Below are 26,217 nucleotides of genomic sequence, written 5' to 3'. Positions count from 1 at the left end.
TTATTGATTTTGGCGGCCGACGCACGAGGAGCAGGAGTGATGGAGACACGCATGCCAAACCGCTTGCCGTTCCATCGACTGGCGGTTTTCCCGGTACTGCTGGCTCAATTTATTGTCCTGCTGCTGGCAGCCTTGGTGCTGTGGCAGTGGCACGGAGTCGTAGCCGGATATTCAGGGCTGTGCGGAGGCCTGATAGCCTGGCTGCCCAATTTGTATTTTGCTCACAAGGCTTTCCGGTTTTCCGGGGCTAGAGCAGCGCAAGCCATAGTCCGGTCATTTTATGCCGGCGAGGCAGGCAAGCTGATTTTTACGGCAGTGCTTTTTGCACTGACCTTTGCAGGTGTGAAGCCATTGGCGCCGATTGCGGTATTCGGCGTGTTCATGTTGATCCAGGTGGTCAATTGGTTCGCTCCCCTGCTGATGAGAACAAGACTTTCGAGACCTTAGGGCGTTTGAGGCAAACATGGCAGAGCAAACAGCTTCGGGCTATATCCAGCACCACTTGCAGAACCTGACCTTCGGTCAGCTACCAGATGGCGGCTGGGGTTTTGCCCACACCGCTGCAGAAGCGAAGGAAATGGGCTTTTGGGCTTTCCACGTCGATACTCTCGGCTGGTCTGTTGCCCTGGGCCTGATTTTCGTTCTGATTTTCCGCATGGCGGCCAAGAAGGCAACTTCCGGGCAACCAGGTGCGCTGCAGAACTTCGTTGAAGTGCTGGTCGACTTCGTAGACGGTAGCGTGAAGGACAGCTTCCACGGTCGTAGCCCGGTGATTGCACCGTTGGCGCTGACCATTTTCGTCTGGGTGTTCCTGATGAACGCCGTCGACCTGGTTCCAGTTGACTGGATTCCTCAGTTGGCGATCCTGATTTCAGGCGATTCGCACATTCCTTTCCGCGCTGTTTCGACGACTGACCCTAACGCCACGCTTGGCATGGCTCTGTCGGTCTTCGCGCTGATCATTTTCTACAGCATCAAGGTCAAGGGTATCGGCGGTTTTATCGGCGAACTGACCCTGCACCCGTTCGGCAGCAAGAACATTTTTGTTCAGGCGCTGTTGATTCCGGTGAACTTCCTGCTTGAATTCGTGACTCTGATTGCCAAACCGATTTCGTTGGCACTGCGTCTGTTCGGCAACATGTACGCTGGCGAGCTGGTGTTTATCCTGATCGCCGTCATGTTCGGCAGCGGCCTGCTCTGGCTTAGCGGCCTGGGCGTGGTACTGCAATGGGCGTGGGCTGTATTCCACATCCTGATCATCACCTTGCAGGCGTTCATCTTCATGATGCTGACCATCGTGTATCTGTCGATGGCTCACGAAGATAACCATTAAGACTCGCCTGGCGCGTCTGGATGTACCTCTCGCTTCGGCGAGAGGAGGCCGCAAGCGGGGAACCGCAAGGGCTGATGTAAAACGATTTGTTTTACCGCTTTAATCTAAGAAAACCTAACCAATACGACGTAAAAGTCGGGAGGAAAGATGGAAACTGTAGTTGGTCTAACCGCTATCGCTGTTGCACTGTTGATCGGCCTGGGCGCACTGGGTACTGCAATCGGCTTCGGCCTGTTGGGCGGCAAATTCCTGGAAGGCGCAGCTCGCCAGCCAGAAATGGTTCCAATGCTGCAGGTTAAAATGTTCATCGTTGCCGGTCTGCTCGACGCCGTAACCATGATCGGTGTTGGTATCGCTCTGTTCTTCACCTTTGCGAACCCCTTCGTTGGTCAACTCGCTGGCTAATCTCTCGATTTTTCGAGGTGATTGGTGTGATGGACAACGAACGAGCGAGGTGTTGGCGTGAACATTAATGCAACCCTGATTGGTCAGTCCGTTGCGTTCTTCATTTTTGTGCTGTTCTGCATGAAGTACGTTTGGCCTCCGGTCATTGCGGCTTTGCACGAACGTCAGAAGAAGATCGCTGATGGACTGGACGCTGCCAGCCGAGCAGCTCGCGACCTGGAGTTGGCCCAAGAGAAAGTGGGTCATCAACTGCGTGAAGCTAAAACTCAGGCAGCCGAGATCATTGAGCAAGCCAAGAAACGCGGTACACAGATTGTCGACGAAGCCCGTGAACAGGCCCGTGTCGAAGCTGACCGTGTGAAGGCTCAGGCTCAGGCCGAGATCGAACAGGAACTGAACGGTGTCAAAGACGCGCTGCGTGCCCAATTGGGTAGCCTGGCAGTCGGCGGTGCTGAGAAGATCCTGGGTGCCACAATCGATCAAAACGCGCACGCGGAGCTGGTTAACAAACTGGCTGCTGAAATTTAAGCGAGGGCGATCATGGCAGAACTGACCACGTTGGCCCGACCTTACGCTAAGGCAGCCTTCGAGCACGCCCAGGCCCACCAGCAACTGGCCAATTGGTCAGCCATGCTCGGCCTGGCTGCAGCGGTGTCGCAAGATGACACCATGCAGCGCGTACTCAAGGCCCCGCGACTGACGAGCGCAGACAAGGCCACCACTTTTATTGAAGTGTGTGGCGACAAGTTCGATGCCAAGGCACAGAATTTCATCCATGTCGTTGCTGAAAACGACCGTCTCCCGCTTCTGCCGGAGATCGCCGAACTGTTCGACCTGTACAAGGCCGAGCAGGAAAAATCGGTCGATGTGGATGTCACCAGTGCTTTTGCATTGAACCAAGAACAGCAAGACAAACTCGCCAAGGTTCTCAGTGCACGGCTCGGCCGGGAAGTGCGCCTGCATGCTGCGGAGGATGCCACCCTTATCGGTGGTGTCGTAATCCGAGCCGGCGACCTGGTTATCGATGGCTCAGTTCGCGGCAAACTCGCGCAACTAGCCGAAGCATTGAAATCTTGAGTTTGAAGGGGCAGCAGAGCAATGCAGCAACTCAATCCTTCCGAAATAAGTGAAATCATCAAGGGTCGCATCGACAAGCTCGATGTAACCTCCCAAGCCCGTAACGAAGGCACTGTCGTCAGCGTATCTGACGGCATCGTGCGGATTCACGGTCTGGCCGACGTAATGTACGGCGAGATGATCGAGTTTCCGGGCGGCGTCTACGGTATGGCGCTGAACCTTGAGCAAGACTCTGTAGGTGCTGTGGTACTGGGCGCTTACACGACTCTGGCTGAAGGCATGAGCGCCAAGTGCACTGGCCGCATCCTCGAAGTTCCGGTTGGTAAGGAACTGCTGGGTCGCGTAGTCGACGCACTGGGTAACCCAGTTGACGGCAAAGGTCCGCTGAACAACACCGAGACCGATGCGGTCGAGAAAGTTGCTCCAGGCGTGATCTGGCGTAAGTCGGTAGACCAGCCTGTACAGACTGGCTACAAGGCTGTCGATGCCATGATTCCTGTCGGCCGTGGCCAGCGTGAGCTGATCATCGGTGACCGTCAGATCGGTAAAACCGCTCTGGCCATCGACGCAATCATCAACCAGAAAGACAGCGGCATCTTCTGCGTATACGTAGCAATCGGTCAGAAACAATCGACCATCGCCAACGTTGTTCGCAAGCTCGAAGAAAACGGCGCACTGGCCAACACCATCGTCGTGGCTGCAAGTGCTTCTGAATCCGCTGCGCTGCAATTCCTTGCACCGTACTCGGGTTGCACCATGGGTGAATTCTTCCGCGACCGCGGTGAAGACGCGCTGATCGTTTATGACGATCTGTCCAAGCAAGCAGTGGCTTACCGCCAGATTTCCCTGCTGCTGCGCCGTCCACCAGGCCGTGAAGCTTACCCAGGCGACGTGTTCTATCTCCACTCCCGTCTGCTGGAGCGCGCATCGCGTGTTTCCGAAGAGTACGTAGAGAAGTTCACCAAAGGCGCAGTGACCGGCAAAACTGGTTCCCTGACCGCATTGCCGATCATCGAAACCCAGGCTGGCGACGTTTCCGCGTTCGTTCCGACCAACGTGATTTCCATCACCGACGGTCAGATCTTCCTGGAATCGGCCATGTTCAACTCTGGCATCCGTCCAGCTGTGAACGCCGGTGTTTCGGTATCCCGTGTGGGTGGTGCCGCTCAGACCAAGATCATCAAGAAGCTCTCCGGTGGTATCCGTACCGCTCTGGCTCAGTACCGTGAACTGGCAGCATTTGCCCAGTTTGCTTCTGACCTGGACGAAGCTACCCGTAAGCAACTTGAGCATGGTCAGCGCGTTACCGAGCTGATGAAGCAGAAGCAATACGCACCAATGTCGATTGCTGACATGGCGCTGTCGCTGTATGCCGCTGAGCGTGGGTTCCTGACCGACATCGAAATCGCCAAGATTGGCAGCTTTGAACAAGCGCTGATTGCTTACTTCAACCGCGATCACGCCGATTTGATGGCGAAGATCAACGTGAAGGGTGACTTCAATGACGAAATCGACGCTGGCATGAAAGCCGGTATCGAGAAGTTCAAGGCCACCCAAACCTGGTAAGCCGCAGCGGGGGCCGAAAGGCTCCCGCTTGCTAACCTGATAGGTGTTACATGGCAGGCGCAAAAGAGATTCGCAGCAAGATTGCGAGCATCAAAAGCACGCAAAAGATCACCAGCGCCATGGAAAAAGTGGCGGTCAGCAAAATGCGCAAGGCTCAAATGCGCATGGCTGCTAGCCGTCCTTACGCGGAGCGCATCCGCCAGGTGATTGGTCATCTGGCCAACGCTAACCCGGAATACCGCCACCCGTTCATGGTCGAGCGCGCTGTAAAGCGTGTTGGTTATGTCGTAGTGAGCAGTGACCGTGGTCTGTGCGGTGGCTTGAATACCAACCTGTTCAAGGCTCTGGTCAAGGACATGGCGGTAAACCGTGAAAACGGCGTAGAGATCGATTTGTGCGTGGTTGGCAGCAAAGGTGCGGCATTCTTCCGCAACTTCGGCGGTAACGTCGTCGCTGCGATCAGCCACTTGGGCGAAGAGCCGTCGATCAATGATTTGATCGGCAGCGTCAAGGTGATGCTGGATGCCTACCTGGATGGCCGTATTGATCGCCTGTCCGTGGTATCCAACAAGTTCATCAACACCATGACCCAGCAGCCAACGGTGGAGCAATTGATTCCGCTGGTGGCGACCCCGGATCAGAAACTCAAGCACCACTGGGACTATCTCTACGAACCCGATGCCAAAGAGCTGCTTGACGGCTTGATGGTTCGCTACGTTGAGTCGCAGGTGTACCAGGCGGTGGTCGAGAACAACGCAGCTGAACAAGCAGCGCGGATGATCGCGATGAAGAACGCCACAGACAACGCCGGTGATTTGATCAGTGATTTGCAGCTGATCTACAACAAGGCGCGTCAGGCAGCGATCACCCAAGAGATCTCGGAAATCGTCGGCGGCGCTGCCGCGGTTTAACGGTTCAAATATTAGAGGAACCAGCTAATGAGTAGCGGACGTATCGTTCAAATCATCGGCGCCGTGATCGACGTGGAATTCCCACGCGATAGCGTACCGAGTATCTACAACGCGCTGGAAGTCAAAAGCGCGGCAGGGACCACCCTGGAAGTTCAGCAGCAGCTGGGCGACGGCGTGGTTCGTACCATTGCGATGGGCTCCACCGAGGGCTTGAAGCGTGGTCTGGAAGTTTCAGACTCTGGCAAAGCCATCTCCGTACCGGTCGGTAAAGCGACTCTGGGCCGGATCATGGACGTGCTGGGCAACCCGATCGACGAAGCTGGCCCGATCGACACCGAAGAACGCTGGGGCATTCACCGTCCTGCGCCGTCCTTCGCTGAACAGGCTGGTGGCAACGATCTGCTGGAAACAGGCATCAAGGTTATCGACCTGGTTTGCCCGTTCGCCAAGGGTGGTAAAGTCGGTCTGTTCGGTGGTGCCGGTGTAGGCAAAACCGTAAACATGATGGAACTGATCCGTAACATCGCCATCGAGCACAGCGGTTATTCCGTGTTCGCCGGTGTGGGTGAGCGTACTCGTGAGGGTAACGACTTCTACCACGAGATGAAGGATTCCAACGTTCTGGACAAAGTGGCACTGGTTTACGGTCAGATGAACGAGCCGCCGGGTAACCGTCTGCGCGTAGCACTGACCGGCCTGACCATGGCCGAGAAATTCCGTGACGAAGGTAACGACGTTCTGCTGTTCGTCGACAACATCTACCGTTACACACTGGCCGGTACTGAAGTATCCGCACTGCTGGGCCGTATGCCTTCCGCAGTAGGTTACCAGCCGACCCTGGCTGAAGAGATGGGCACTCTGCAAGAGCGCATCACTTCCACCAAAAACGGTTCGATCACTTCCATCCAGGCCGTATACGTACCAGCGGATGACTTGACTGACCCGTCGCCAGCGACCACGTTTGCCCACTTGGACGCAACCGTCGTACTGTCCCGTGACATCGCTTCCCTGGGTATCTACCCAGCAGTAGATCCACTGGATTCGACTTCGCGCCAGCTGGACCCGAACGTTATCGGCCAGGAACACTACGACACCGCTCGCGGCGTTCAGTACGTGTTGCAGCGCTACAAAGAACTGAAGGACATCATTGCGATCCTGGGTATGGACGAGCTGTCGGAGACCGACAAACAGTTGGTTAACCGTGCTCGTAAGATCCAGCGCTTCCTGTCGCAACCGTTCTTCGTGGCTGAAGTCTTCACTGGTGCATCGGGTAAATACGTTTCCCTGAAAGACACCATTGCTGGCTTCAAAGGCATCCTCAACGGTGACTACGACCACCTGCCAGAACAGGCGTTCTACATGGTCGGCGGCATCGAAGAAGCGATCGAGAAAGCCAAGAAACTGTAATCCCAGCGCCCGGCAACGGGCGCTAATCAGGTCGAGGCAAGCAAATGGCTATAACAGTCCATTGCGATATCGTCAGCGCGGAAGGGGAAATTTTCTCCGGTCTGGTCGAGATGGTGATTGCGCACGGCAACCTGGGTGATATTGGTATCGCTCCAGGCCACGCGCCGCTGATCACTGATCTGAAACCAGGTCCGATCCGCTTGATCAAGCAGGGCGGAGCAGCCGAGGTGTTTTACATCTCGGGCGGTTTCCTCGAGGTTCAACCGAACATGGTCAAGGTGCTTGCCGACACTGTGCAACGTGCTGATGACCTGGACGAAGCCTCTGCTCAGGCAGCCGTAAAGGCAGCCGAGAAGGCCCTGAACGAAAAAGGCGCAGATTTCGATTACGGATCTGCAACTGCTCGTCTGGCCGAGGCCGCAGCCCAGCTGCGTACCGTTCAGCAAATTCGCAAGAAGTTCGGCGGCTAACCCCGTCTTCTTCTGCGCGATTGAGAAAAAGGGTAGCCTCGGCTACCCTTTTTCTTTTTTCAGGATCAGCCGACGCTTGTGGATAAGTGACGCGGCGCGCCTCAGTTGGAAATCTCATGTCTCTCGATATCGTTATTCTCGCGGCAGGCCAAGGCACTCGCATGCGCTCGGCACTGCCCAAGGTTTTGCATCCGGTTGCCGGTGATTCAATGCTCGGCCATGTTATCCACAGCGCCCGGCAATTATCGCCGCAGCGTATCCATGTGGTGATTGGGCATGGTGCGGATATCGTCCGTGAGCGCCTGGCCGCCGATGATTTGAATTTCGTCATGCAGGACAAGCAACTGGGGACCGGACACGCCGTTGCTCAGGCATTGCCGGAACTCACCGCCGAGACCGTGCTGATCCTCTATGGCGATGTACCGCTCATTGAAGTTGAAACCCTTGAGCGTTTGCTGAAACAGGTCACTGCCGAACAACTGGGCCTGCTGACCGTAAACCTCGACGATCCAACCGGTTACGGCCGTATCGTGCGTGACGAGCAGAATCTTGTACGTGCCATTGTTGAACACAAAGATGCGACCGAAGCCCAGAAGGCTATCACCGAAGGCAACACCGGCATTCTTGCGGTCCCGGGCAAGCGCCTGGCGGATTGGCTGGGACGGCTATCTAACAACAACGCTCAAGGCGAGTATTACCTGACTGACGTGATTGCCATGGCCGTCAACGATGGTCTGGTGGTCGCCACTGAGCAGCCCCACGACGCCATGGAAGTTCAGGGCGCCAACGACCGCAAACAACTCGCCGAGCTGGAGCGTCACTATCAACTGCGCGAAGCTCGCCGCCTGATGGCGCTGGGCGTAACGTTGCGCGATCCAGCTCGTTTCGATGTACGCGGTGACGTGACAGTAGGGCGCGATGTGCTGATCGACGTTAACGTCATCCTCGAAGGTCGGGTCGTCATTGAAGACGACGTGGTCATCGGCCCAAACTGCGTGATCAAAGACAGCACCTTGCGCAAAGGTGTGGTGATTAAAGCCCACAGCCATATTGATGGCGCGATCATGGGCGAGGGCAGTGATGCTGGTCCATTCGCGCGTCTGCGTCCGGGCAGTGTGCTGGGGGCCAAAGCGCATGTGGGTAACTTCGTAGAGCTGAAAAATGCTCAGTTGGGCGAAGGCGTCAAAGCCGGTCACCTGACTTACCTGGGTGATACGGTGATTGGCGCACGTACCAACATTGGTGCAGGGACCATTACGGTTAACTACGACGGGGTCAATAAACACAAAACCTTGATTGGTGAGGATGTGTTCATCGGGTCCAACAACTCATTGATCGCGCCTGTGGCTATAGGTGACGGTTCCAATACTGCAGCTGGTTCGACCATCAATTTGAATGTGGATAAGTCGCAGCTGGCTGTTGCCCGCGCCCGCCAGCGTAATATTGATGGCTGGAAACGCCCGGTTAAAATCAAGAAAGACTGAAGTTATCCACAGGACGGCTACTGATTCTCTGTCGCGGTATAGCTGAAATTAAGCTGTCGCGAAGCAAACGGAGACCTGTAGGAGCGCGCTTGCCCGCGATTCAATCTGTCAGTCGATGAATATATCGCCTGTGCTGACGCCATCGCGGGCAAGCGCGCTCCTACACGGATCACATCAAGCTTGACGTCTTCCTTCGAATAGGTTTTGATTGCCTTCGTTATCTTACGAATCGAAACTTAAGTCAGCCATGTCGAAACGCAATACACCTCAAAGACGCCACAATATCCTTGCATTGCTCAGCGAGCAGGGCGAAGTGAGCGTGGACGAGCTGGCTAAGCGCTTCGAAACTTCTGAAGTTACGGTTCGCAAGGATCTGGCTGCACTCGAAAGTAATGGACTGCTCCTGCGTCGCTATGGCGGTGCGGTCACGTTGCCTCAAGAACTGATCAGCGAAAGCTCCCAGCCTGTCTCCAGGTACAAGCAAGCCATCGCCCGTGCCGCCGTGCAGCGCATTCGCGAGCATGCGCGAATCATCGTCGACAGTGGCAGCACCACTGCCGCATTGATTCCCGAACTGGGCCAGCAGCCAGGCCTTGTAGTGATGACCAACTCCCTTCATGTGGCCAGCGCATTGAGCGAACTGGAGCATGAGCCTGTTCTGTTGATGACCGGTGGTACCTGGGACCCGCATTCAGAGTCCTTTCAAGGCCAGGTCGCGGAGCACGTGCTGCGTTCTTACGACTTTGATCAGTTGTTCATCGGTGCCGACGGCATCGATCTGTCTCGTGGTACCACCACTTTCAACGAGTTACTGGGGCTGAGCCGCGTCATGGCTGAAGTCGCCCGCGAAGTAGTGGTGATGGTCGAGGCGGACAAAGTGGGCCGCAAGATACCCAATCTGGAGCTGCCCTGGAGCAGTATCCACACCCTTATTACTGATGATCGCCTGCCATCCGAGGCGCGCGAACAGATAAAAGCCCGCGGCATAACCTTGATTTGCGCCGCTGTCAGCTAGGAGAAAACTTATGTGTGGAATTGTCGGCGCAGTCGCTGAACGCAACATCACCGCCATCCTGGTCGAAGGCCTCAAGCGTCTGGAATACCGCGGCTACGATAGCGCTGGCGTTGCGGTGTTCAGCAATGCCGGTGTGCTCGATCGCCGCCGTCGTTCCGGCAAGGTCAGCGAACTGGAGCAGGCGCTGGCAGGCGAACCACTGCTGGGCCGTCTGGGTATCGCCCACACCCGTTGGGCAACCCACGGCGCACCCTGCGAGCGTAACGCGCACCCGCATTTTTCCGGCGATGAACTGGCAGTTGTCCACAACGGCATCATCGAGAACCACGAACCGTTGCGCGAGCGCCTCAAAGGCTTGGGCTATGTGTTCGTGTCCGACACCGATACTGAAGTCATCGTCCACTTGCTGCACCACAAGCTCAAGGACACCCCTGACCTGACCGTGGCGCTGAAAGCTTCAGTCAAAGAGCTGCACGGCGCATACGGTTTGGCAGTGATCAGTGCCAAACAGCCTGACCGGCTGGTTGCCGCCCGCAGCGGCAGTCCGCTGGTGGTGGGTCTGGGCCTTGGGGAAAACTTCCTCGCGTCTGACCAAATGGCGCTGCGTCAGGTCACCGACCGCTTCATGTACCTGGAAGAGGGCGATATCGCCGAGATCCGTCGTGAAAGCGTGCAGATCTGGTCGTTGGATGGCTTGCCGGTTGAACGTGAAGTTGTTCAATACCGTGAAGGCGCAGAAGCCGCTGACAAGGGCGAGTTCCGCCACTTCATGCTCAAGGAAATCCACGAGCAACCAAAAGTTGTGCAGCGCACGCTTGAAGGCCGTCTCGGCCAGCAGCAGGTTCTGGTGCAGGCATTCGGTCCGCAAGCAGCCGAGCTGTTTGCCAAAGTACGCAATGTGCAGATCGTAGCCTGTGGTACCAGCTACCACGCGGGCATGGTCGCGCGTTACTGGCTGGAAGGGCTGGCAGGTATTCCATGTCAGGTGGAAGTTGCCAGTGAATTCCGTTATCGCAAGGTCGTGGTACAACCGGACACGCTGTTTGTCTCGATTTCCCAGTCCGGCGAAACCGCCGACACCCTGGCCGCATTGCGTAACGCCAAAGAGCTGGGCTTTCTCGCCAGCCTCGCCATCTGCAACGTGAGCATCAGCTCGCTGGTTCGCGAGTCCGACCTGACATTACTGACCCAGGCCGGTCCTGAAATCGGTGTGGCGTCCACCAAAGCCTTCACCACTCAACTGGTCGCGCTGCTGTTACTGACCCTGTCGCTGGGTCAGGTTCAAGGCACGCTGGCTGAGGGCGTTGAAGCCGAGCTGGTCGAAGAGCTGCGTCGTCTGCCGACTCGTCTGGGTGAAGCCCTGGCCATGGATAGCACGGTCGAGAAAGTCGCCGAGCTGTTCGCCGAGAAGAACCACACCCTGTTCCTGGGGCGAGGCGCTCAATTCCCGGTAGCGATGGAAGGTGCACTCAAGCTCAAAGAGATCTCCTACATCCACGCCGAAGCCTATCCGGCGGGTGAGCTCAAGCATGGTCCTTTGGCGCTGGTCGACAGCGACATGCCGGTCGTGACCGTTGCACCCAACAACGAGCTGCTGGAAAAGCTGAAGTCCAACCTGCAGGAAGTCCGCGCACGCGGCGGTGAACTGATCGTCTTCGCCGACGAACAAGCCGGTATGAGCAACGGCGAAGGCACCCACGTCATCGCCATGCCTCACATCATCGATGCGCTGGCACCGATCCTCTACACCATTCCGTTGCAGCTGCTTTCGTATTACGTGGCGGTGTTGAAGGGCACGGATGTGGATCAGCCGCGTAACTTGGCGAAGTCGGTGACTGTGGAATAAGTTATCCACAGCAAATGAGCGTGTTGGTTTTTAACAATAAAGATTGACACAAAACAATAAAGTTTGACACTGATGAACATAGATTGACACAAGGCTCAAACCCCCGTATCTACGGGGGTTTTCCTTTCCAGGCTTTCCCTTTGGTCTGGATTCATCGCTTCAACTTTCAGCGGGTGTAGTCTGGAAAATGTTTTGAATGCGGCCGCTTTGGCGGTCGTGTCCTTCTACGACTTTTTCTCGACGCGAGGTGAAGCGGTCCGCATCGACTGAGGAGGCGTGGGTTGCGAGGTCGTAAATTTGCATCACAGCAGGACATTGAACGGCACATTGCAAATGGATTTGGCGAAGGCGCCGGGGCAAGCTACGTGCCTTGGCTGCGGGTACAAGATGTCCCGTCGATAGGTCGTTCGCACAAGATTCAAGGTGTGAAGATCGAGAGGATTCATCACCTCCTGTCAGATCTCGAGCGTTCCTACTTCCTTGTGTGTGAATTTTCTGAAGACGTCGTGGATATCCGGGAGCAATACCCTTTACTACCCACAGAGCGTGCGCAAGCGATAGCGTCGGCGATCGATGTACGCTATCCAAGATACCCTAGAACAACACTGCCTTATGTGATGACAACAGACTTCCTGTTAACTGTTAAGGACCCGAGCGGAAACTTCAAATCGGTAGCTAGGACGGTGAAGTATCGTTCAGATTTAATTGGCAACGGAAGTAAAAGAACGCTTGAAAAACTTGAAATTGAAAAGCGTTTTTGGGAAAGCCAAGGTGTTGATTGGAAAATCGTAACAGACGAGTTTTTTACACGAGATTTGATTAAAAATCTTGGACTAATCAGGAGGTACTCGAAGCTCTCTCGTGATTTAATGAAAGCGCCGTTGCATTCGAATTTTATCGAGTGCCTTGTAAACAGCCGGGAATATTCGTGGACCTTGGCCACCTGTCTAAGAAAAATAGCATCACTTCTGTCCATTTCCTATATAGACGCTCAAGCAATTTTCTTTCATCTGGTTTGGAACAAGATACTGAAAATCGATTTGGTTAACACTCCTCTCCACCTTACTGGTCTAGTTCCTGGCTTCGAAGTTTCACCGAGCCCTGTCCAAGTATCGTTGAAGGAGAAAATGTCATGACTGTTCTCGTTAATGACGTTTTCGAGCCTGTAACCGATCTGTCGGTCATTGCTACGATAGCCAGGCTCCTTTACCAGGATGAAACGCATGACTTAGCAGTTTTGATGGATCTAGCTGACCCACCCCGGCAGCCGTACGCGGTTGGTCTGGAGGAGCTGCGTCGCTCGATAGCGTCTGGTCACACCAAACCAGCAGCCATCACCACGCCCGAGTTTATGCTTGTGCTTGAGGAACAGTTGGATGAGAGAGCCAAGCAAGGCCGGGACGAAAAGTGGGCCGTCATCGCCCCTCTATTAGATCCTGAATACCCGGGACAAATATTTGTACGAGGTGAGTTAGGCCGGCTTGTTAGCAGACGGGCGTCAGAGCTCGGAATCCAGCGGAAAACGATCTATCGGCTTCTTTACCGATATTGGTTTTATGGTCAAGTTCGCAACTCATTGCTTAATAATTATACGGCGGTAGGTGTTGCCGATAGAAAATATGATCCGAGCAGGCCACCAGGGCGAAAGCCTAAATTTCAAGGCGTTCTTACTTCGCCTTCCAAGATGCTCAGTGCGGTTGATAAACGATGCATCCGTGTTGGATATGCTCTTTATGTAAGAGATAAGAAATCTTCCATTTCGAGCGCATATGACGAAATGTTGAGACGATTTTACTCAGTCCGAGACATCTGTAAAAACAGTGAAGAAGAGCTTCGTTTGTTGCCTGGTTCAGAACTCCCCAGCTTGAGGCAGTTCCAATATTGGGGACAGATTTTTTTCGACGAGATTGCAACCGAGCGTGGCCGTAAAGGATTGAGGAGATGGTTAAAGGACTGCCGTCCGCTTTCAGGTACCGTTCGCGATTGGCTGCGTGGACCCTGTCATCAGTTCGAGATCGACGCGACTATTGCCGATATTTATTTGGTCAACAGCTACTCCAGGCGGATGCTCATTGGCCGGCCCGTAGTTTATATCGTTGTGGATAGCTTCTCCGGAATGATTGCTGGTCTCTATGTAGGATTGGAGGGCCCTAGTTGGAATGGGGCCAGGCAAGCGCTGTTCAACGCGTTTACCTCCAAAGTCGAGTTCTGCGCTCAGAACGGCGTCGAAATCAATGCAGATGATTGGAATTGTCACCACCTGCCCCACCAGATTTACGCCGACCGAGGAGAGATGCTGTCACTCGCAGCAGAGGGGCTATCGTCAGGATTGGGAATTGAGATGGGCACTGCTCCGCCTTATCGGCCGGATTGGAAGCCTATGGTGGAAAGTCGGTTTGGCATTTTGAATGATTTGACGGGTATCAGATGGCTACCTGGCGGGGTAGCAGCGCGAGACAAAGAGCGAGGCGAGCGAGATTACCGGCTCGATGCCAGGCTGAATCTCAAAGAGTTCACCCAAATCCTCATCAAGTGCGTACTCCACTATAACGGGCACCATCGACAGCCTGAACGACTGACGCAGGCGATGATGAATGACGGCGTTGAACCTACACCCAACGGGATATGGAATTGGGCCTGCGACAACGACCTGATCGAATCCAACAAACGTCCTGACGAGCTGGTTTACCTCCATCTCTTGCCTCGCGAGCGCGCGACCGTTCAAAAGGGTGGGGTTATGTTTCGCGGCATGCACTACGTGTGTGATATGGCCATAGAGAAAGATTGGTTTGCCAAGGCTCGCAAAGGGGGCGTTTGGTCAATAGAGTGTTGGTTCGATCCGAACTCGGCGGCACACATTTGGATTCAGGGAGAGGCCAAGCAGTTTATCCGTTGTGATCTTCGACGATCGGATGCCGGTTACGCGAATTACCGCTCGGACGAGATTTTTGATCTGCTCGAAGCCTATCGCCAAAAACCGCCTACTCGCCGGCGAGCCGAGCTGGAAAGCCGTGTGCAGCTTAGCGATCAGGTCCACCAGATCATCAGTCATGCACTCGCAGAACGAAAACTGGAACCTGCTCCGCCCACCAAGGCAGAGGCCACTGGAAACATCCGCGAGAACCGCGCAGAAGAACGTCTCCGTGAGCGTGAAAATGCGGTTGTTCCTGAAGGCGTTAGGGCGGAGCCAGCTTCACTTCAATCTGAATTGACACCGAAAGCGCATGATTCATATGCCGGCGAGCGCACTGCGCAGGTTATCGATTTACTCAAAAGAATTCGGCCAGGACAGGCAAAATGAAAGGTGCACAGACGTTTGCCAATTACGTCAGACAGGACATTAGTGAGTATGCGGGTAACCCGCTTATCGAAGCTTTGCCTCCGATATTGTCGGAGGCGGCGGCTGTTGAGCTGATCTCGAATTTTCCTCAGCCGGTGGATCCGAAAGAGCTGACGCTCGAAGGAGCCACTCGAATTCACTGTATCGACCGGCTAAGAACCGTGGTACAGCCGTTTTTGCTACATTTGGAACTGGAGGCCCTGTTCTCACTGCTCATTCGTCGAGGGTATGTTGGGCGTAACCCGATGTCGCCCGCTACCGTCCGGCATTTGCATTCTTTATCTGGGGCTCAGCGTTACCACGATGCGTTCAAGTCCACTGCAGAAACGTTTACCGTCGTTGGCCTGAGCGGCATTGGCAAGTCAACGGCACTCCACGCCATTTTGAGCCTTTATCCACAGACAATCCGTCATGAGCGCTATGAAGGAAAGCAGTTTGTTCATACCCAAATCACATGGCTGAAGCTTGACTGCCCTCGGGATGGATCGCTGGCTGGATTTTGTCAGCAGTTTTTTTATGCGGTGGGTGACGCTCTAGGAGACAAGGACTACCACAAGCGCTACAGGCATCGAAACATCAATGATGCGCTGCAACAAATGGAGCAGGTGGCCAGCACGTTTTTCATCGGCGCCTTATTGATCGACGAGCTGCAAAACCTCCACCTGGCGAAAACCGGTGGTAAGGAGAGCATGCTGAATTTTTTTCTGCATTTGGTAAATAACATTGGGATCCCGGTCGTTTTCAGTGGCACGAATTCGACGATTAGCCTGTTCTCAGAAGCCATGCGGACTGCCCGCCGAGTCTGTGGTGCCGGCACGCTCGAATTCAAACGATTCGAAAAGGATGATGAGGAGTGGCGGTTGTTGGTCGAAAATCTCTGGAGCTATCAGTGGTGCAAGCAGATTGCTGAGCTGACCGACGAGATTTTTGACACGCTGTATGAGCACACTCAAGGCGTCACAGATTTCTTGGTCAAGCTGCTGGTATTGAGTCAGCGTTATGCGGTCCAGAGTGGCTCGGAGTGTTTGACTGCTGAGATCCTGGTGAAGGTAAGCAACTCAAAAATGCAGATTCTAAAGCCAGCCCTTTCAGCTCTGCGTAGCCGAGATCCGAAGCGGATGCGACAGTTCGACGATTTGCTGCCGATCGAGGATCAGCTGAGCGAAATGATGGTCTTCGATGGTTTGGCACGAGAGGATCGCCTTGCCTTGCTTCGAAGCGTTGTATCCCGTGAGAAGCCGGCAGACCCATCTCCAAGCATTCTTGCGAAAGACCACCCATCGCCGATTGCTACTGCTGTGGAAAACTCAGAGGCTAAAGCGCTTAGCGAACATGACGCTCCTCTCGAAGCTCTGCGCGCTTCGGGCTGGCTCAACGAGGACCTTTTTGAGTTCTCACCGATGTATCACAAAGCGTGAGTCGGAGGGTGGTGAAGTGCACCTTAAACTCCATTTCTTCCCTGCCGCGTTTCCCGACGAGACGCTGCACAGCGTGATTTCTCGCTATGCCCGTCTTTGTGGTGTTCGTAATTGCCAAGCAGCATTTGCCGGACTGAAATCGGCGGCAGCATTTTCGCAAAATGTGGCATTCCCGAGTCATTTAGGGGATTTTGTCGATGCACTACCCAGCGGTACCGAGCTATCGGTAGCCGAGGTCCTCATGCGCCACACATTATTACCCTACTATGCGCCGTTTTTGAGGATGAGCCAGGTTGAACACGCTCGGACGCTGATGACCGCTGATGGGAAAGGTTTGATGTTAAAGCTGGGCGTCAACGCGAGCCGTATTGGATTCGCCTCCCGAGTGCGGTTATGCCCAGAATGTATCGCCCAAGATCAGGCTCAACGGGGAGTTGCTTACTGGCACAGGGTACACATGCTTCCAGGCGTGCTGGTATGTCCGCATCACGGCACGTCACTCAGGATTCTTGATCCTCGCTGGTCCAGCCGCAGCTCTCGACAACTTAATCTGCCGAGTGATGAGAATGTGCAAGCACACACGGTACTTCTCGACACCCCGTTGCGGTGTATGCCGCCGCTTCACGAAATAGCGTTGCGTTCGCTTCAGGTCATAGAGTCTGAAGTCAATGCTTTGTCGGCGGAGGCGGTGCGCTACACGCTTTTACAAAGGGCGACGCAGCTCAACCTTGCCTCTGATAACCATCGCTTGCACCTGCACATGCTGGCGCAGCACATGGCCGATTTTTTTGCCGCACTCCCGCGTGAATGGGAATTTTCTATACTCGGAGATGTTCGTGCAGGTACACCCGCCTCATGGGTCACGAAGCTGCTTCGTACGCCTATAACCTCCCACCATCCGCTCAAATACATTTTATTGGCCGGTGCTCTGGGCATTGAAATGGTGAGCTTGCTGCATGGTCAATGCCCAGTGAAACAGGCGGTGGCATGTGATCCGAAAGCTCACATTCGGCTTCTCGCGCGCCTTTCTCCGGTGATGCCTAGTAAAGGCCTGGACTGTTCGTCAGCCGCTGTGTGGAAACATGCTCTTGAAGGAGCTGATGCCAAAAAGATCGCTGCCGTTCTAGGCGTTTCATCAGCGTATGTCTATCGTCACATCCGAAATGTACCCGGTGGGCAAGATGCTTGGAGGGAGGCACGATTTCACATTGAGCTATGCGCAAGACGCGCGGCTTTCGAGGCTGATTATCGATGTTACAAAGCACATGCATGCAGGGGGTATGCATGGCTGTATCGTCACGATAGACAGTGGCTTTCGGAGTCAACTGCAAACCCAAGCCCACATCGTACGCCTCGTCTAAATAGCACCGAAATGTTCGCTGCCCTCGATGCGAGACTGGCCGGCGAAGTCCGTCAGTGTGCCGACACGCTTTATGCTCTCGCGGGTAAGCCTGTCCGCATTTCGCGTACCAGGATTGGTCGGGAGCTTCATGTTCTTTCTCGCTTCGAAAAGCAGCTCTGCAAGCTTCCTCTCTGTGCAGCAATGCTCGAAAAAGTATGTGAACCAATCGAAGGCTTTCACGATAGGCGTCTGCGATGGGCTAGACGCCAATTGTTCTCGGAGGGCAAGCCTATATCACGTTCTTCGCTCTACAGGGTCGCGAGCATTCGGCCCCCGCTGTAATCCAGCCGGGCATTCCCTCCATCTAAAAAAAGTTCTAAATCAATTCACCGTGAACACATTGTTTTTCTGTTAATGAAAATTTACACCCACCAGAATAGCGCCGGCATACGCTGGATGATCACAATCATCATCTAAAACGTATTAACCCGCGATCACCCGAAATAGTTTTGCAATCGCCATTGGCTGACCTACACGGGTTATCGATACGTGTTCTGTATTTCAAGCAGTACGGGCGCGGCGGGGTTTAGATGAATTTACTACGATTCAAAGTTGAGCGGCTGTGTCATTTCCAAATCCAGACCGGATACAGAATTTTACGGGTTGCATATATACTGCCCCCGGATGCACGTTCTCTTCGACCCCTACCTTTAATTGGTAAATGATGTCTGATCTATTATTTTTTCCCGTGTCGATGCCGGATGAAATGCTGCACTCTCGTGTCACCCGCTATCACTATCTGTCAGGCAATAGAACCGCGGCAGAAACCTACCGCGATTTGTTCGCATCGAAACCCTTTTGCATTGGTGGCATCGTACCCAAGCAGATCGAGAGGCTCGCGCACAGGCTGCCGGGGCAATCGGAGAGCAATCTCGCAGAGCTGATCAGTAGCAATACTACTTTTCCTGCTTACCGGCCGTTTCTTGGGGTTAAGCAGGGGCCGGAGAACAACGAAGGACCGCTGGGTTATGACGGGGTGGTACGGGTGCCCCGCAGAGAAGAGTCCACCCATGGCAAGGCTAAGCTTTGTCCTACCTGCGTTCAGGAAGATTTGATTGAGCGGGGTTCTGCCTACTGGCATCGATCTCACCAGATACCCGGTGTTGCCGTCTGTTGGCGTCATGGCGACGCATTGATCCATGCCTGCCCCGAGTGCTCTCGCCCGTTCTACCGTAAATTGAAACTGCTTCCCAATCTGACTGAGCCATGCGCATGCGGCTGGAGCCCGTTAAACAGCGCAGCAATACACAAGGGTTCAAAGATGGAACAGAAAGTCGCTCTGTTCGCACACGATATCTTGCAACGCAATATTCCTCCGATAGGCAGCACGGTATTGAGTTCGTGCTACGTCCGCCAATGCAAGAAGCGCGGATTCATTTTCGGAAAAAATGCGGGCATTGCGAAACTATTCGACAGCATCCAAAGCGCTTACGGCGATGAACTTTTGGCGCAGATTGATCCAGCCTACAACAACGGAAAGCATGAGCAATGGATCCGGCTCAAATCAGATAAAGGTCAGCTAAATATGCCGCTCGCGCGGCATTTGATCATTGCTCTTCATTTGTTTTCCAGTGCAGATAACTTTGAAGAGGCTCTGAAGAATGAGTCTATCCTGCTGAGTGCCTCTGTTTCTACGCGAGTTCCCAAAGGCGAACAATCGCTTCCTAACCAAAAAACTAGATATCGCCAAAAAATTGAGTTGCTTTTAGCGCTGCGTACCGACGCCGATGTCGAGTACCTCTGGAAGAAGGCGTACAAACCTACGCAATGGATTCTAGAAAATGATAACGCATGGTTAATGGCAAAACTCCATGCACCTAAAAAACCTACAGTTACGGTCGAAAAGTCCGTCGACTCAAGAGACGGCGCCTATGCAGCCCTTATCGAAGCGGGCGTAGATGAGCTGTATAAAGTTACGAAAGATCCGAAGAGAGTGAACATTCGGAATTTGCAATCGCTACTCCCAGGTTCGTTACCTCATGAGCTGGATCTACGCAAGCAGAGGTTCCCCCTTACTTATCAACAGATCAAGATTCATCAGGAGTCAGTATGGCATTTCCGTCTAAGAACTTTGGTGTGGACTGTCTCTGAACTCATCAGGATGAAGCTCCCCGTGAATTACTCGACGGTAAGATTGACCTCAGCGGTATCAAGCAAGGTTTTCCTGGTTTTTTCCAGTTTCTTCGAGTGGGATCTGGAAAGCCTGGCCAGAACCGGGGTCGACGCAGAGGCCTTGCTCAGATCTACCGGCGTATCAAGGAATTGGGAGGGACCACCGGTTTCAATAAGCTTTTGAGGGCATCTGTGTTCCGTTAGCTTCTGCCAACCTTTGGTGATAACAAAAATGCCATCTGGCTTGAAAGCGTAAACGCGGAGTAGGGTCCACCTTTCACATTAGTAACCTTCGCGGCAGCTTTCTGAAAGCTTTCACTTGTTACTCTTTAACTCAGAAAATTGAGCTTTAGGAGAAAATCATGAAAGCAATGACAGCAATGAAAGCGTTTTGCGCCGCTTCGATTTTGACCTTATCTTCATTAGCCTTGGCTGAAGGAGGCGGTGACCGTGTGTATGGTCGGATGATGCAAGAGAACCAACAGGCAATGGAGCAGTACGCCTTAGAAAACGGAAAGGCGATACCTGAAGTTGTTCATTATGAATATGGAATGAACCTTGATGTCCAGAAGGTAATCAGTACCACTCAGGCCAATAAAACCTGCGGCGTAGCCCCTTCGCGCATGACTTATGAAGATTCGGCGGGCAAGATCAACACCTTGGAGTACATGGTCATGGGCACAAACTGCCCGCACGGAAGCTAGTAGAGATAAGCGATGTCTGCACCAGACTACTCGATATATTTTTAGGCATGCTTACTGTTCGCTGACATAGAAGTAATTTTCAGGTCACGCTGGAGTTAGCTATTGTATGAAATTATGTCTGCCGGCGCGTAGAGGAAACCCTCACGTGCCGGTGGCTTTTATAATGATAAAAATATTTCACAAAGAAACTCTGCCAAGCTAAAGCCTGGAGTGTTAAATGAACAATAAAAGCTTTTACAGTCTTTCTCTCATTGCCCTTGGCATGAGCATGGGGCAAGTTGCAGTGGGCGTTGAACAAAAGCCTGAAGGGTTCATTGAGGGGAGCACCTTTAGTATTCTCAATCGAAATCTTTATTTCAATCGAGATTATCGAAAAGGCCAGTCAAGTCCTACGGGCAATGGCTACTCAGCAGAGTGGGCTCATGGCATTATCGGTCGTTTTGAGTCTGGTTTTACACAAGGCGCCGTCGGGTTCGGCATCGATGCGTTTGCAATGGAAGGCCTCAAGCTTGACTCAGGCGATGGTCGCTCGGGAGCTCGAAGTTCAGTCGATGTCTTGCCGCACAACAGTAAAGGCCAACCTGAAGACTCCTATTCAAAAGTAGGCGGCGCCGCAAAGGTCCGTTTCCTGGATACAGTCGTCAAGGTAGGGGATGTCTTTCCGTCGACTCCTGTCGTGGCGTATGGGGATTCCCGACTCCTCCCGGAAAGTTTCCGTGGTGCAACGTTTACCAACACCAGCATCAAAGACCTGACCCTTCAGGGTGGTCGGCTGCATGCGATGAGCCAACCCAACTCCAGTGGCATGCGTGATGGCTTTTCGACTTTCTACGCCGGGGCGGTTGATGCTCCGTGGATTGCTTATCTAGGGGGCGATTACACCGTCAATGAGCACGTAGGTGTAAGTCTTTACACCAGCCAATTCAAGGATGTTTGGAACCAGTATTACGCGGGCACCACATTGAGCTATCCACTCTCAGACAGCGTATCGCTGATCGGTGGCTTTAATTATTACCGAGCCGTTGATGAGGGAAAAAAACTTCTGGGGAGCTTCGATAACAACATCTGGAGCGGCAAGACCGGGGTCAAATTCGGAGCTCATACGGTGACCGTCGGGTATCAGCGTAACAATGGCAACGACGACTTTGACTACCTACGTCAATCAGATTCGATTTTCTTGGATAACTCTATTCAGTACAGCGACTTCAACTCCCCGAAAGAGCAATCTTTGCAGCTACGCTATGATCTAGATATGCAGGCTTTCGGCATCCCCGGTCTTAGCTTCATGACTCGTTACGCGAAGGGTTGGGACGCGGACTATTCCAACGCGAACAGCGTGTACATGCGTCGCGGAGCGGATGGTGCCCCATTACAGGACCAAAAGCGTTGGGAGCGAGACATTGAGGCTAAGTACGTCATCCAGTCAGGTTCTCTGAAGGATATGTCTTTGCGTGTTCGCCAGGCAACGACACGAGCCACCGATTTCGAATCTGATTTGGACGAGGTCCGACTGATTGTCGAATATCCACTGCAACTCCTTTAACGGGCGCTAGCCCTCGGCATCAGGTGTCCGATTACCAGATACACCCCGTCTCTTTGTTTCTCCTTTGGTTTTGGAGACGGCTTAGGCGCCCTAGTGGCGCCTTTTTTTGTGGACTGTCGTTACAGTTTATTTGTCTTAGCCGTCGTTACAGTGTTCGCACTATGGGGCCAACTACTGTACTGAGTCGCTTTTGCGGAAGATGACGTCTTGCTTGAGAGGCCTCATAGCCTATCCCTGAGTTGTACGGGGTTCTGCGCGATCCAAGGCTAGGGCATTCAGATAATCCTACAGAGACCCGCCATCTAAGCGTGACTGAGGGGCGTATCTGCTCCTCGACTTTATTGGTTTTGCCCAGCAAAACGATATTGTTTCGATTGCAGATTTTATTGCAGCAACGCTGCCGGTCGGAAGGCTTCCACGGCACGCTTGTATGGTTCGTTGGAGCATGTGATGATGCACTCAATATAGGCAGGGGGGGTATGGTATGGGTCATTTGAGATCAAGCAAAGACAATCTTCTTAAACGCGTGAAGCGCATCGCTGGGCAGATCCAGGCGATTGAGCGAGCACTCGACTCTGATGATGACTGCTCCAAAACCTTGCTTTTGGTCGCTTCGACCCGTGGCGCTATTAATGGGCTGATGGATGAAATCATCGAAGATCACGCTCGTGAACACGTCGCGAATCCCACACTCAGCAACGAAGAAAGAGCGAAAGGCGTCGATGAGCTTCTCGAAGCCATTCGCCGCTATTCCAAATAGGATTTACCCAAATGAGTAATGCGTACATCGACTTTTCCCACGACCATATGTTCCTTGGGAAATCACATGAAGAAAACGCAAAGCGAACCTTGTGGGTAGTGGCTCTGACCGTCGTAATGATGGTTGCTGAAATCACTGCCGGTTATCTCACTGGCTCAATGGCATTGCTGGCAGATGGTTTTCACATGGCAACGCACGCCGGAGCACTTGGCATAGCCGCAGCTGCTTACGGTTACGCAAAAAGACATGCCTCAAGTGCGCGCTACAGTTTTGGAACTGGCAAGGTGGGAGACCTGGGTGGCTTCGCCTCTGCTCTGATTTTGGGACTGGTCTCCTTGGGAATTGCCGGAGAGTCGCTATTTCGTCTCTTTCAACCGACTCAAGTGCAATTCGGAACAGCGACTTTTATCGCAATTGTAGGATTAGCAGTGAATGTGGTGAGCGCGCTTTTGCTGTCTGGTGGTCATGATCATCACCATGGGCATGACCACGGCCACGATGAATCTCACCATGCGCATGGTCACGACAATAATTTGCGCTCTGCTTACGTTCACGTCATTGCAGATGCACTGACTTCGGTTCTGGCCATCGCAGCACTGCTTGCTGGTCGATACCTTGGCTGGGTATGGCTCGATCCTGCAATGGGGATTGTGGGTGCAGTTGTCATTGCGCGCTGGGCTTGGTCGTTGATGCGGGTGACTGCGGGTGTATTGCTCGATCAGACAGATGATCATGTCGCTGAAGAGATTCGTGAACTGGTTGAGCAACCGGGAGATGCTTCGATCATTGATCTTCATGTCTGGCAGGTGGGGCCGCAAGCCCGCGCTGCGATTGTGAGTGTTCTGGGCAGCCCAGCAGTGAATGCGGAAAACATACGAGAACGGCTTGCAACGGTTCATGAGATCACTCATTTGACAGTTGAGTACCGCACGAAGTTGGTCGCTGATTCACCCGATCAGCTCGCCGTGCTTGCTTCGCAATGAACCCGTAGCACGTAGAGTTCGACGAGGAATTGAACAATGGCCAAGGACATCGAAAATCCCTGTATCTCTGTTTGCCAGCTGAACAGCGAACTGTGCGTCAGCTGCGGTCGCACCAAGGAAGACATCAAAAAATGGAAACGAATGAAGCGTCCAGAAAAAATGGCCTCTGTACAACGGGCGACCCTGCGCCTGAAAAGCCTGCAAAAAAAGAACTCTTAAACCACCGTCATTTACATTTTCAACTTTTTCAGCCGAGACAGATGTCCTAGTTTGGGAGGGCAAGCTGAGGGGCAACGCCATTTCCAAACCGATCACTATCGCGGTCAGCAATCTGCTGCGCAGTGCGTGTCACGGCGTCATCACCAATTACTTGAACTCATCTAAAATTGTTATTGAGGACAGCGGTGCGGGGTTATCCGATGTGGTTTAAGTGCGCCTGTACAACTGTTGCTGATCGTCCTTGGCGAATTGTTTGAGAATAATGTCGACAGAGCAAGTCCCACTGCATGGCCATGAACGGTGACCATGCTGTAACGGGATGGATCGGGGGGGTTAGTTTTCGGGGTATTCAGCAATGACCTGATCTGTGCCAGCTTTGTTCCGGCCGATGATCTGGTAAGCCTCATGCACTCCGTCGACTTCCATTCCTGGAGAACCTGCTGGCATACCAGGGGCGGCGATTCCGAGAAGGTCGTCACGTTTGCTCATCGCAATTATTTGCTCGGCAGGCACGTGACCTTCAACAAACTTTCCGTTGATCATCGCAGTGTGGCAAGACGAGAGTCGTGGAGCGACCCCCAGATCTTGTTTGACAGCACTCATGTTGGTCTCTACATGATCTATGACGGTGAAGCCATTGGCCTCAAGATGCTGAATCCACTTCTTACAGCATCCGCAGTTAGCATCTCGGTGAACATCGATGGCCAACGCCTGTGCTGCTTGAGCGGTTGAACCGATGAACAGTGCGGCGAACGTTGCGATACGCAGAAATCGACTTGAGAGTCGGAAGCTACCTGTCATGGATATTTCCTTTTCCCTTGGCGGCGGCGAGATGAATGCCGCTGCAAAGGTTTGGTTGAAGGTATTATATTTGAGTCGGGGAGCCGCCCCCCTGTTATTCAAAAATCGTAGGGCTTTTGCTCAAACCACTCAGAACCACATCCGAATACCGGCTACAAATCGAGCCTCGTTGGTCTTTTCCCCTTCATCGCTGGCCAGGTCGGCGGTCTTGCCGTAGGAGCGATTCCAGGTAACCCCGACATAAGGGGCAAATTGGCGAACAATCTCGTAACGCAACCGGAACCCTACTTCGGTGTTGGCCAATCCAGATCCTATGCCGCGCTGGGGATCATTTTTTCCATACATGTTTACTTCGACTGTCGGCTGTAAGATCAGGCGATTTGTCAGCAGGATGTCGTAATCGCCTTCAAATCGAGCAGCGGTTTGACCGTTTTCACCGATATAGGCAGTCGCTTCAGCTTCAAAGTTATAGAGGGCCATGCCCTGAATACCGAGCGCTCCCCATGTTTGAGGCGACCCGGGTTTGAAGTCTTGCCGAACGCCCGTGACGACATCCCACCATGGACCGATGGCGTGCCCCCAGAGTGCTTGGAGTTCGGCGTTTTCCGTCACGCCATTGGTACGTTCACCTTCCGAACGCAGCCACAGGCGATCAACGTCACCGCCGATCCACCCTTTGGCATCCCAGGCCAACGCACTCCCGTTGTCAGCGTCTTGGTACTCAAACTTATCCAGAAGGATGAACGAGTTGATTTTTTTGTCGTGTACACCATGACCTGCCACATCTGGAAAGGCGGCTGCACGGTCAGCGTCGGTAAGTACGGGGACAGGGGTTCGGCTTGTGGTCGTAGCCCCTCCAGCCATGCTTTCCATACCGTCCATTTGCCCGTCGTCCATGCTCATCTTGCTGTGATCCATGGCCCCCATCTTGTTATGGTCCATAGTTCCCATTGAGCCGTGGTCCATCTTGGAGAGATCCATTGCGCCATCTTTTGCTTTGGCTGGTTTGGATTTCTGCGCAGTTGAAGGCTTCGCGTTCGCACTTGATGGCATCGCCATCGACGGATCCATCTCCTCAGCAGCTTGGGCCATGAAGAAAAATGCAGGACTGGTAGAGACTGCAAGTGCCATCAACGTTGGGCGTAAAAATTTACTGGTCATGATCTCAATCTGCCTTTTTGGTTTTTTGGTCATGATCCATCGACTCATGGCTCATCTTGCTATTGTCCATTGCCCCGTGATCTAGCTTCGAATCGTTCGCCGTCATTGCTGGCTTGTCCGTTGCTGTAGCAGGAACATTGGTTGAATGATCGCTGCCATTTTCTTGTGCCAGCACCATGGGCTGGAGTCCACCCAGCAGGCCAACGGCAAAGAGGCAACCCACCAGGGAATTACGATTAAGGTATGTGCTCACAGATCGT

General features: G+C 53.5%; 25 protein-coding genes. 22 read left to right on the top strand and 3 right to left on the bottom strand.

All coding sequences use genetic code 11. The features are described 5' to 3' along the window. The first annotated feature begins 39 nt into the window (after positions 1-39). The 22 genes from K3169_RS29505 (at position 40) to K3169_RS29400 (ending at position 23,995) form a co-directional block, all read left to right on the top strand. Positions 40-447 carry a F0F1 ATP synthase subunit I gene (locus K3169_RS29505; RefSeq protein ID WP_027901590.1) on the top strand — a complete coding sequence of 136 codons (408 nt, stop codon included), beginning with the start codon at positions 40-42 and terminating at the stop codon, positions 445-447. A 16-nt stretch (positions 448-463) separates the two neighbouring features. Next, the gene (atpB, locus tag K3169_RS29500) at positions 464-1,333 is read left to right on the top strand and encodes a F0F1 ATP synthase subunit A (RefSeq protein ID WP_027901591.1); all 870 of its coding nucleotides are present in this window, start codon (positions 464-466) and stop codon (positions 1,331-1,333) included. Positions 1,334-1,480: 147 nt separating this feature from the next. Continuing rightward, positions 1,481-1,738, top strand: coding sequence for a F0F1 ATP synthase subunit C (gene atpE, locus K3169_RS29495; RefSeq protein ID WP_002555987.1), 258 nt, complete (start codon positions 1,481-1,483; stop codon positions 1,736-1,738). Positions 1,739-1,795: 57 nt separating this feature from the next. Further along, positions 1,796-2,266 carry a F0F1 ATP synthase subunit B gene (locus K3169_RS29490; RefSeq protein WP_027901592.1) on the top strand — a complete coding sequence of 157 codons (471 nt, stop codon included), beginning with the start codon at positions 1,796-1,798 and terminating at the stop codon, positions 2,264-2,266. Between the two features lie 12 nt (positions 2,267-2,278). Next, a complete protein-coding gene (locus tag K3169_RS29485) occupies positions 2,279-2,815 on the top strand; it encodes a F0F1 ATP synthase subunit delta (RefSeq protein ID WP_027901593.1) in 537 nt (178 codons plus the stop codon). 21 nt (positions 2,816-2,836) lie between these two features. After that, positions 2,837-4,381 (top strand): F0F1 ATP synthase subunit alpha, encoded by a 1,545-nt coding sequence (gene atpA / locus K3169_RS29480; RefSeq protein ID WP_027901594.1) that lies wholly within the window; start codon positions 2,837-2,839, stop codon positions 4,379-4,381. Between the two features lie 50 nt (positions 4,382-4,431). Beyond that, entirely contained in the window at positions 4,432-5,292 is an 861-nt protein-coding gene (atpG, locus tag K3169_RS29475) for a F0F1 ATP synthase subunit gamma (RefSeq protein ID WP_087269415.1), read from the top strand. 27 nt (positions 5,293-5,319) lie between these two features. After that, complete coding sequence (gene atpD / locus K3169_RS29470; protein ID WP_027901596.1) at positions 5,320-6,699, top strand: F0F1 ATP synthase subunit beta; 1,380 nt, start codon at positions 5,320-5,322, stop codon at positions 6,697-6,699. A gap of 44 nt (positions 6,700-6,743) precedes the next feature. Continuing rightward, entirely contained in the window at positions 6,744-7,169 is a 426-nt protein-coding gene (locus K3169_RS29465) for a F0F1 ATP synthase subunit epsilon (RefSeq protein ID WP_027901597.1), read from the top strand. Positions 7,170-7,285: 116 nt separating this feature from the next. Then, entirely contained in the window at positions 7,286-8,653 is a 1,368-nt protein-coding gene (gene glmU, locus K3169_RS29460) for a bifunctional UDP-N-acetylglucosamine diphosphorylase/glucosamine-1-phosphate N-acetyltransferase GlmU (protein ID WP_263269386.1), read from the top strand. Positions 8,654-8,900: 247 nt separating this feature from the next. Next, positions 8,901-9,668, top strand: coding sequence for a DeoR/GlpR family DNA-binding transcription regulator (locus K3169_RS29455; protein WP_263269385.1), 768 nt, complete (start codon positions 8,901-8,903; stop codon positions 9,666-9,668). A gap of 10 nt (positions 9,669-9,678) precedes the next feature. Beyond that, positions 9,679-11,514 carry a glutamine--fructose-6-phosphate transaminase (isomerizing) gene (gene glmS, locus K3169_RS29450; RefSeq protein WP_099270190.1) on the top strand — a complete coding sequence of 612 codons (1,836 nt, stop codon included), beginning with the start codon at positions 9,679-9,681 and terminating at the stop codon, positions 11,512-11,514. Positions 11,515-11,795: 281 nt separating this feature from the next. Beyond that, the gene (locus tag K3169_RS29445; RefSeq protein ID WP_024014928.1) at positions 11,796-12,650 is read left to right on the top strand and encodes a TnsA endonuclease N-terminal domain-containing protein; all 855 of its coding nucleotides are present in this window, start codon (positions 11,796-11,798) and stop codon (positions 12,648-12,650) included. Then, positions 12,647-14,815 (top strand): Mu transposase C-terminal domain-containing protein, encoded by a 2,169-nt coding sequence (locus K3169_RS29440; RefSeq protein WP_263269383.1) that lies wholly within the window; start codon positions 12,647-12,649, stop codon positions 14,813-14,815. Before K3169_RS29445 ends, K3169_RS29440 begins: the two co-directional genes overlap by 4 nt. Further along, positions 14,812-16,272: an ATP-binding protein gene (locus tag K3169_RS29435; protein ID WP_017848908.1), complete on the top strand. Its 1,461-nt coding sequence runs from the start codon at positions 14,812-14,814 to the stop codon at positions 16,270-16,272. Before K3169_RS29440 ends, K3169_RS29435 begins: the two co-directional genes overlap by 4 nt. Positions 16,273-16,288: 16 nt before the next feature. Further along, positions 16,289-17,956: a TnsD family Tn7-like transposition protein gene (locus K3169_RS29430; RefSeq protein ID WP_081610198.1), complete on the top strand. Its 1,668-nt coding sequence runs from the start codon at positions 16,289-16,291 to the stop codon at positions 17,954-17,956. A gap of 382 nt (positions 17,957-18,338) precedes the next feature. After that, positions 18,339-19,970 (top strand): TnsD family Tn7-like transposition protein, encoded by a 1,632-nt coding sequence (locus K3169_RS29425; RefSeq protein ID WP_236326729.1) that lies wholly within the window; start codon positions 18,339-18,341, stop codon positions 19,968-19,970. 187 nt (positions 19,971-20,157) lie between these two features. After that, on the top strand, positions 20,158-20,490 hold the full coding sequence (locus K3169_RS29420; RefSeq protein WP_317633770.1) for a DUF2790 domain-containing protein: 333 nt from the start codon (positions 20,158-20,160) through the stop codon (positions 20,488-20,490). Between the two features lie 217 nt (positions 20,491-20,707). Then, positions 20,708-22,033: an OprD family porin gene (locus K3169_RS29415; RefSeq protein ID WP_010565095.1), complete on the top strand. Its 1,326-nt coding sequence runs from the start codon at positions 20,708-20,710 to the stop codon at positions 22,031-22,033. A 484-nt stretch (positions 22,034-22,517) separates the two neighbouring features. Further along, positions 22,518-22,793, top strand: a complete 276-nt coding sequence (locus K3169_RS29410; RefSeq protein WP_010565096.1) for a metal/formaldehyde-sensitive transcriptional repressor — start codon at positions 22,518-22,520, stop codon at positions 22,791-22,793. Between the two features lie 11 nt (positions 22,794-22,804). Further along, positions 22,805-23,776, top strand: coding sequence for a CDF family Co(II)/Ni(II) efflux transporter DmeF (dmeF, locus tag K3169_RS29405; protein ID WP_010565097.1), 972 nt, complete (start codon positions 22,805-22,807; stop codon positions 23,774-23,776). 36 nt (positions 23,777-23,812) lie between these two features. After that, on the top strand, positions 23,813-23,995 hold the full coding sequence (locus tag K3169_RS29400; RefSeq protein WP_010565098.1) for a DUF1289 domain-containing protein: 183 nt from the start codon (positions 23,813-23,815) through the stop codon (positions 23,993-23,995). A gap of 333 nt (positions 23,996-24,328) precedes the next feature. On the opposite strand, the gene K3169_RS29395 is transcribed toward K3169_RS29400, so the two are convergent. The 3 genes from K3169_RS29395 to K3169_RS29385 form a co-directional block, all read right to left on the bottom strand. After that, positions 24,329-24,796, bottom strand: coding sequence for a DUF411 domain-containing protein (locus tag K3169_RS29395; protein WP_010565099.1), 468 nt, complete (start codon positions 24,794-24,796; stop codon positions 24,329-24,331). Between the two features lie 129 nt (positions 24,797-24,925). Continuing rightward, on the bottom strand, positions 24,926-25,990 hold the full coding sequence (locus tag K3169_RS29390) for a copper resistance protein B (RefSeq protein WP_193838641.1): 1,065 nt from the start codon (positions 25,988-25,990) through the stop codon (positions 24,926-24,928). Beyond that, on the bottom strand, positions 25,962-26,210 hold the full coding sequence (locus tag K3169_RS29385) for a hypothetical protein (protein ID WP_236326672.1): 249 nt from the start codon (positions 26,208-26,210) through the stop codon (positions 25,962-25,964). The genes K3169_RS29390 and K3169_RS29385 overlap by 29 nt, the downstream gene beginning before the upstream one ends. Between the last annotated feature and the right edge of the window lie 7 nt (positions 26,211-26,217).

This window comes from Pseudomonas phytophila (assembly GCF_025643095.1).
Lineage (GTDB): Bacteria > Pseudomonadota > Gammaproteobacteria > Pseudomonadales > Pseudomonadaceae > Aquipseudomonas > Aquipseudomonas quasicaspiana.
Note: the sequence above shows the minus strand (reverse complement) of the source record. Positions and strands in the feature narration are given on the sequence as shown.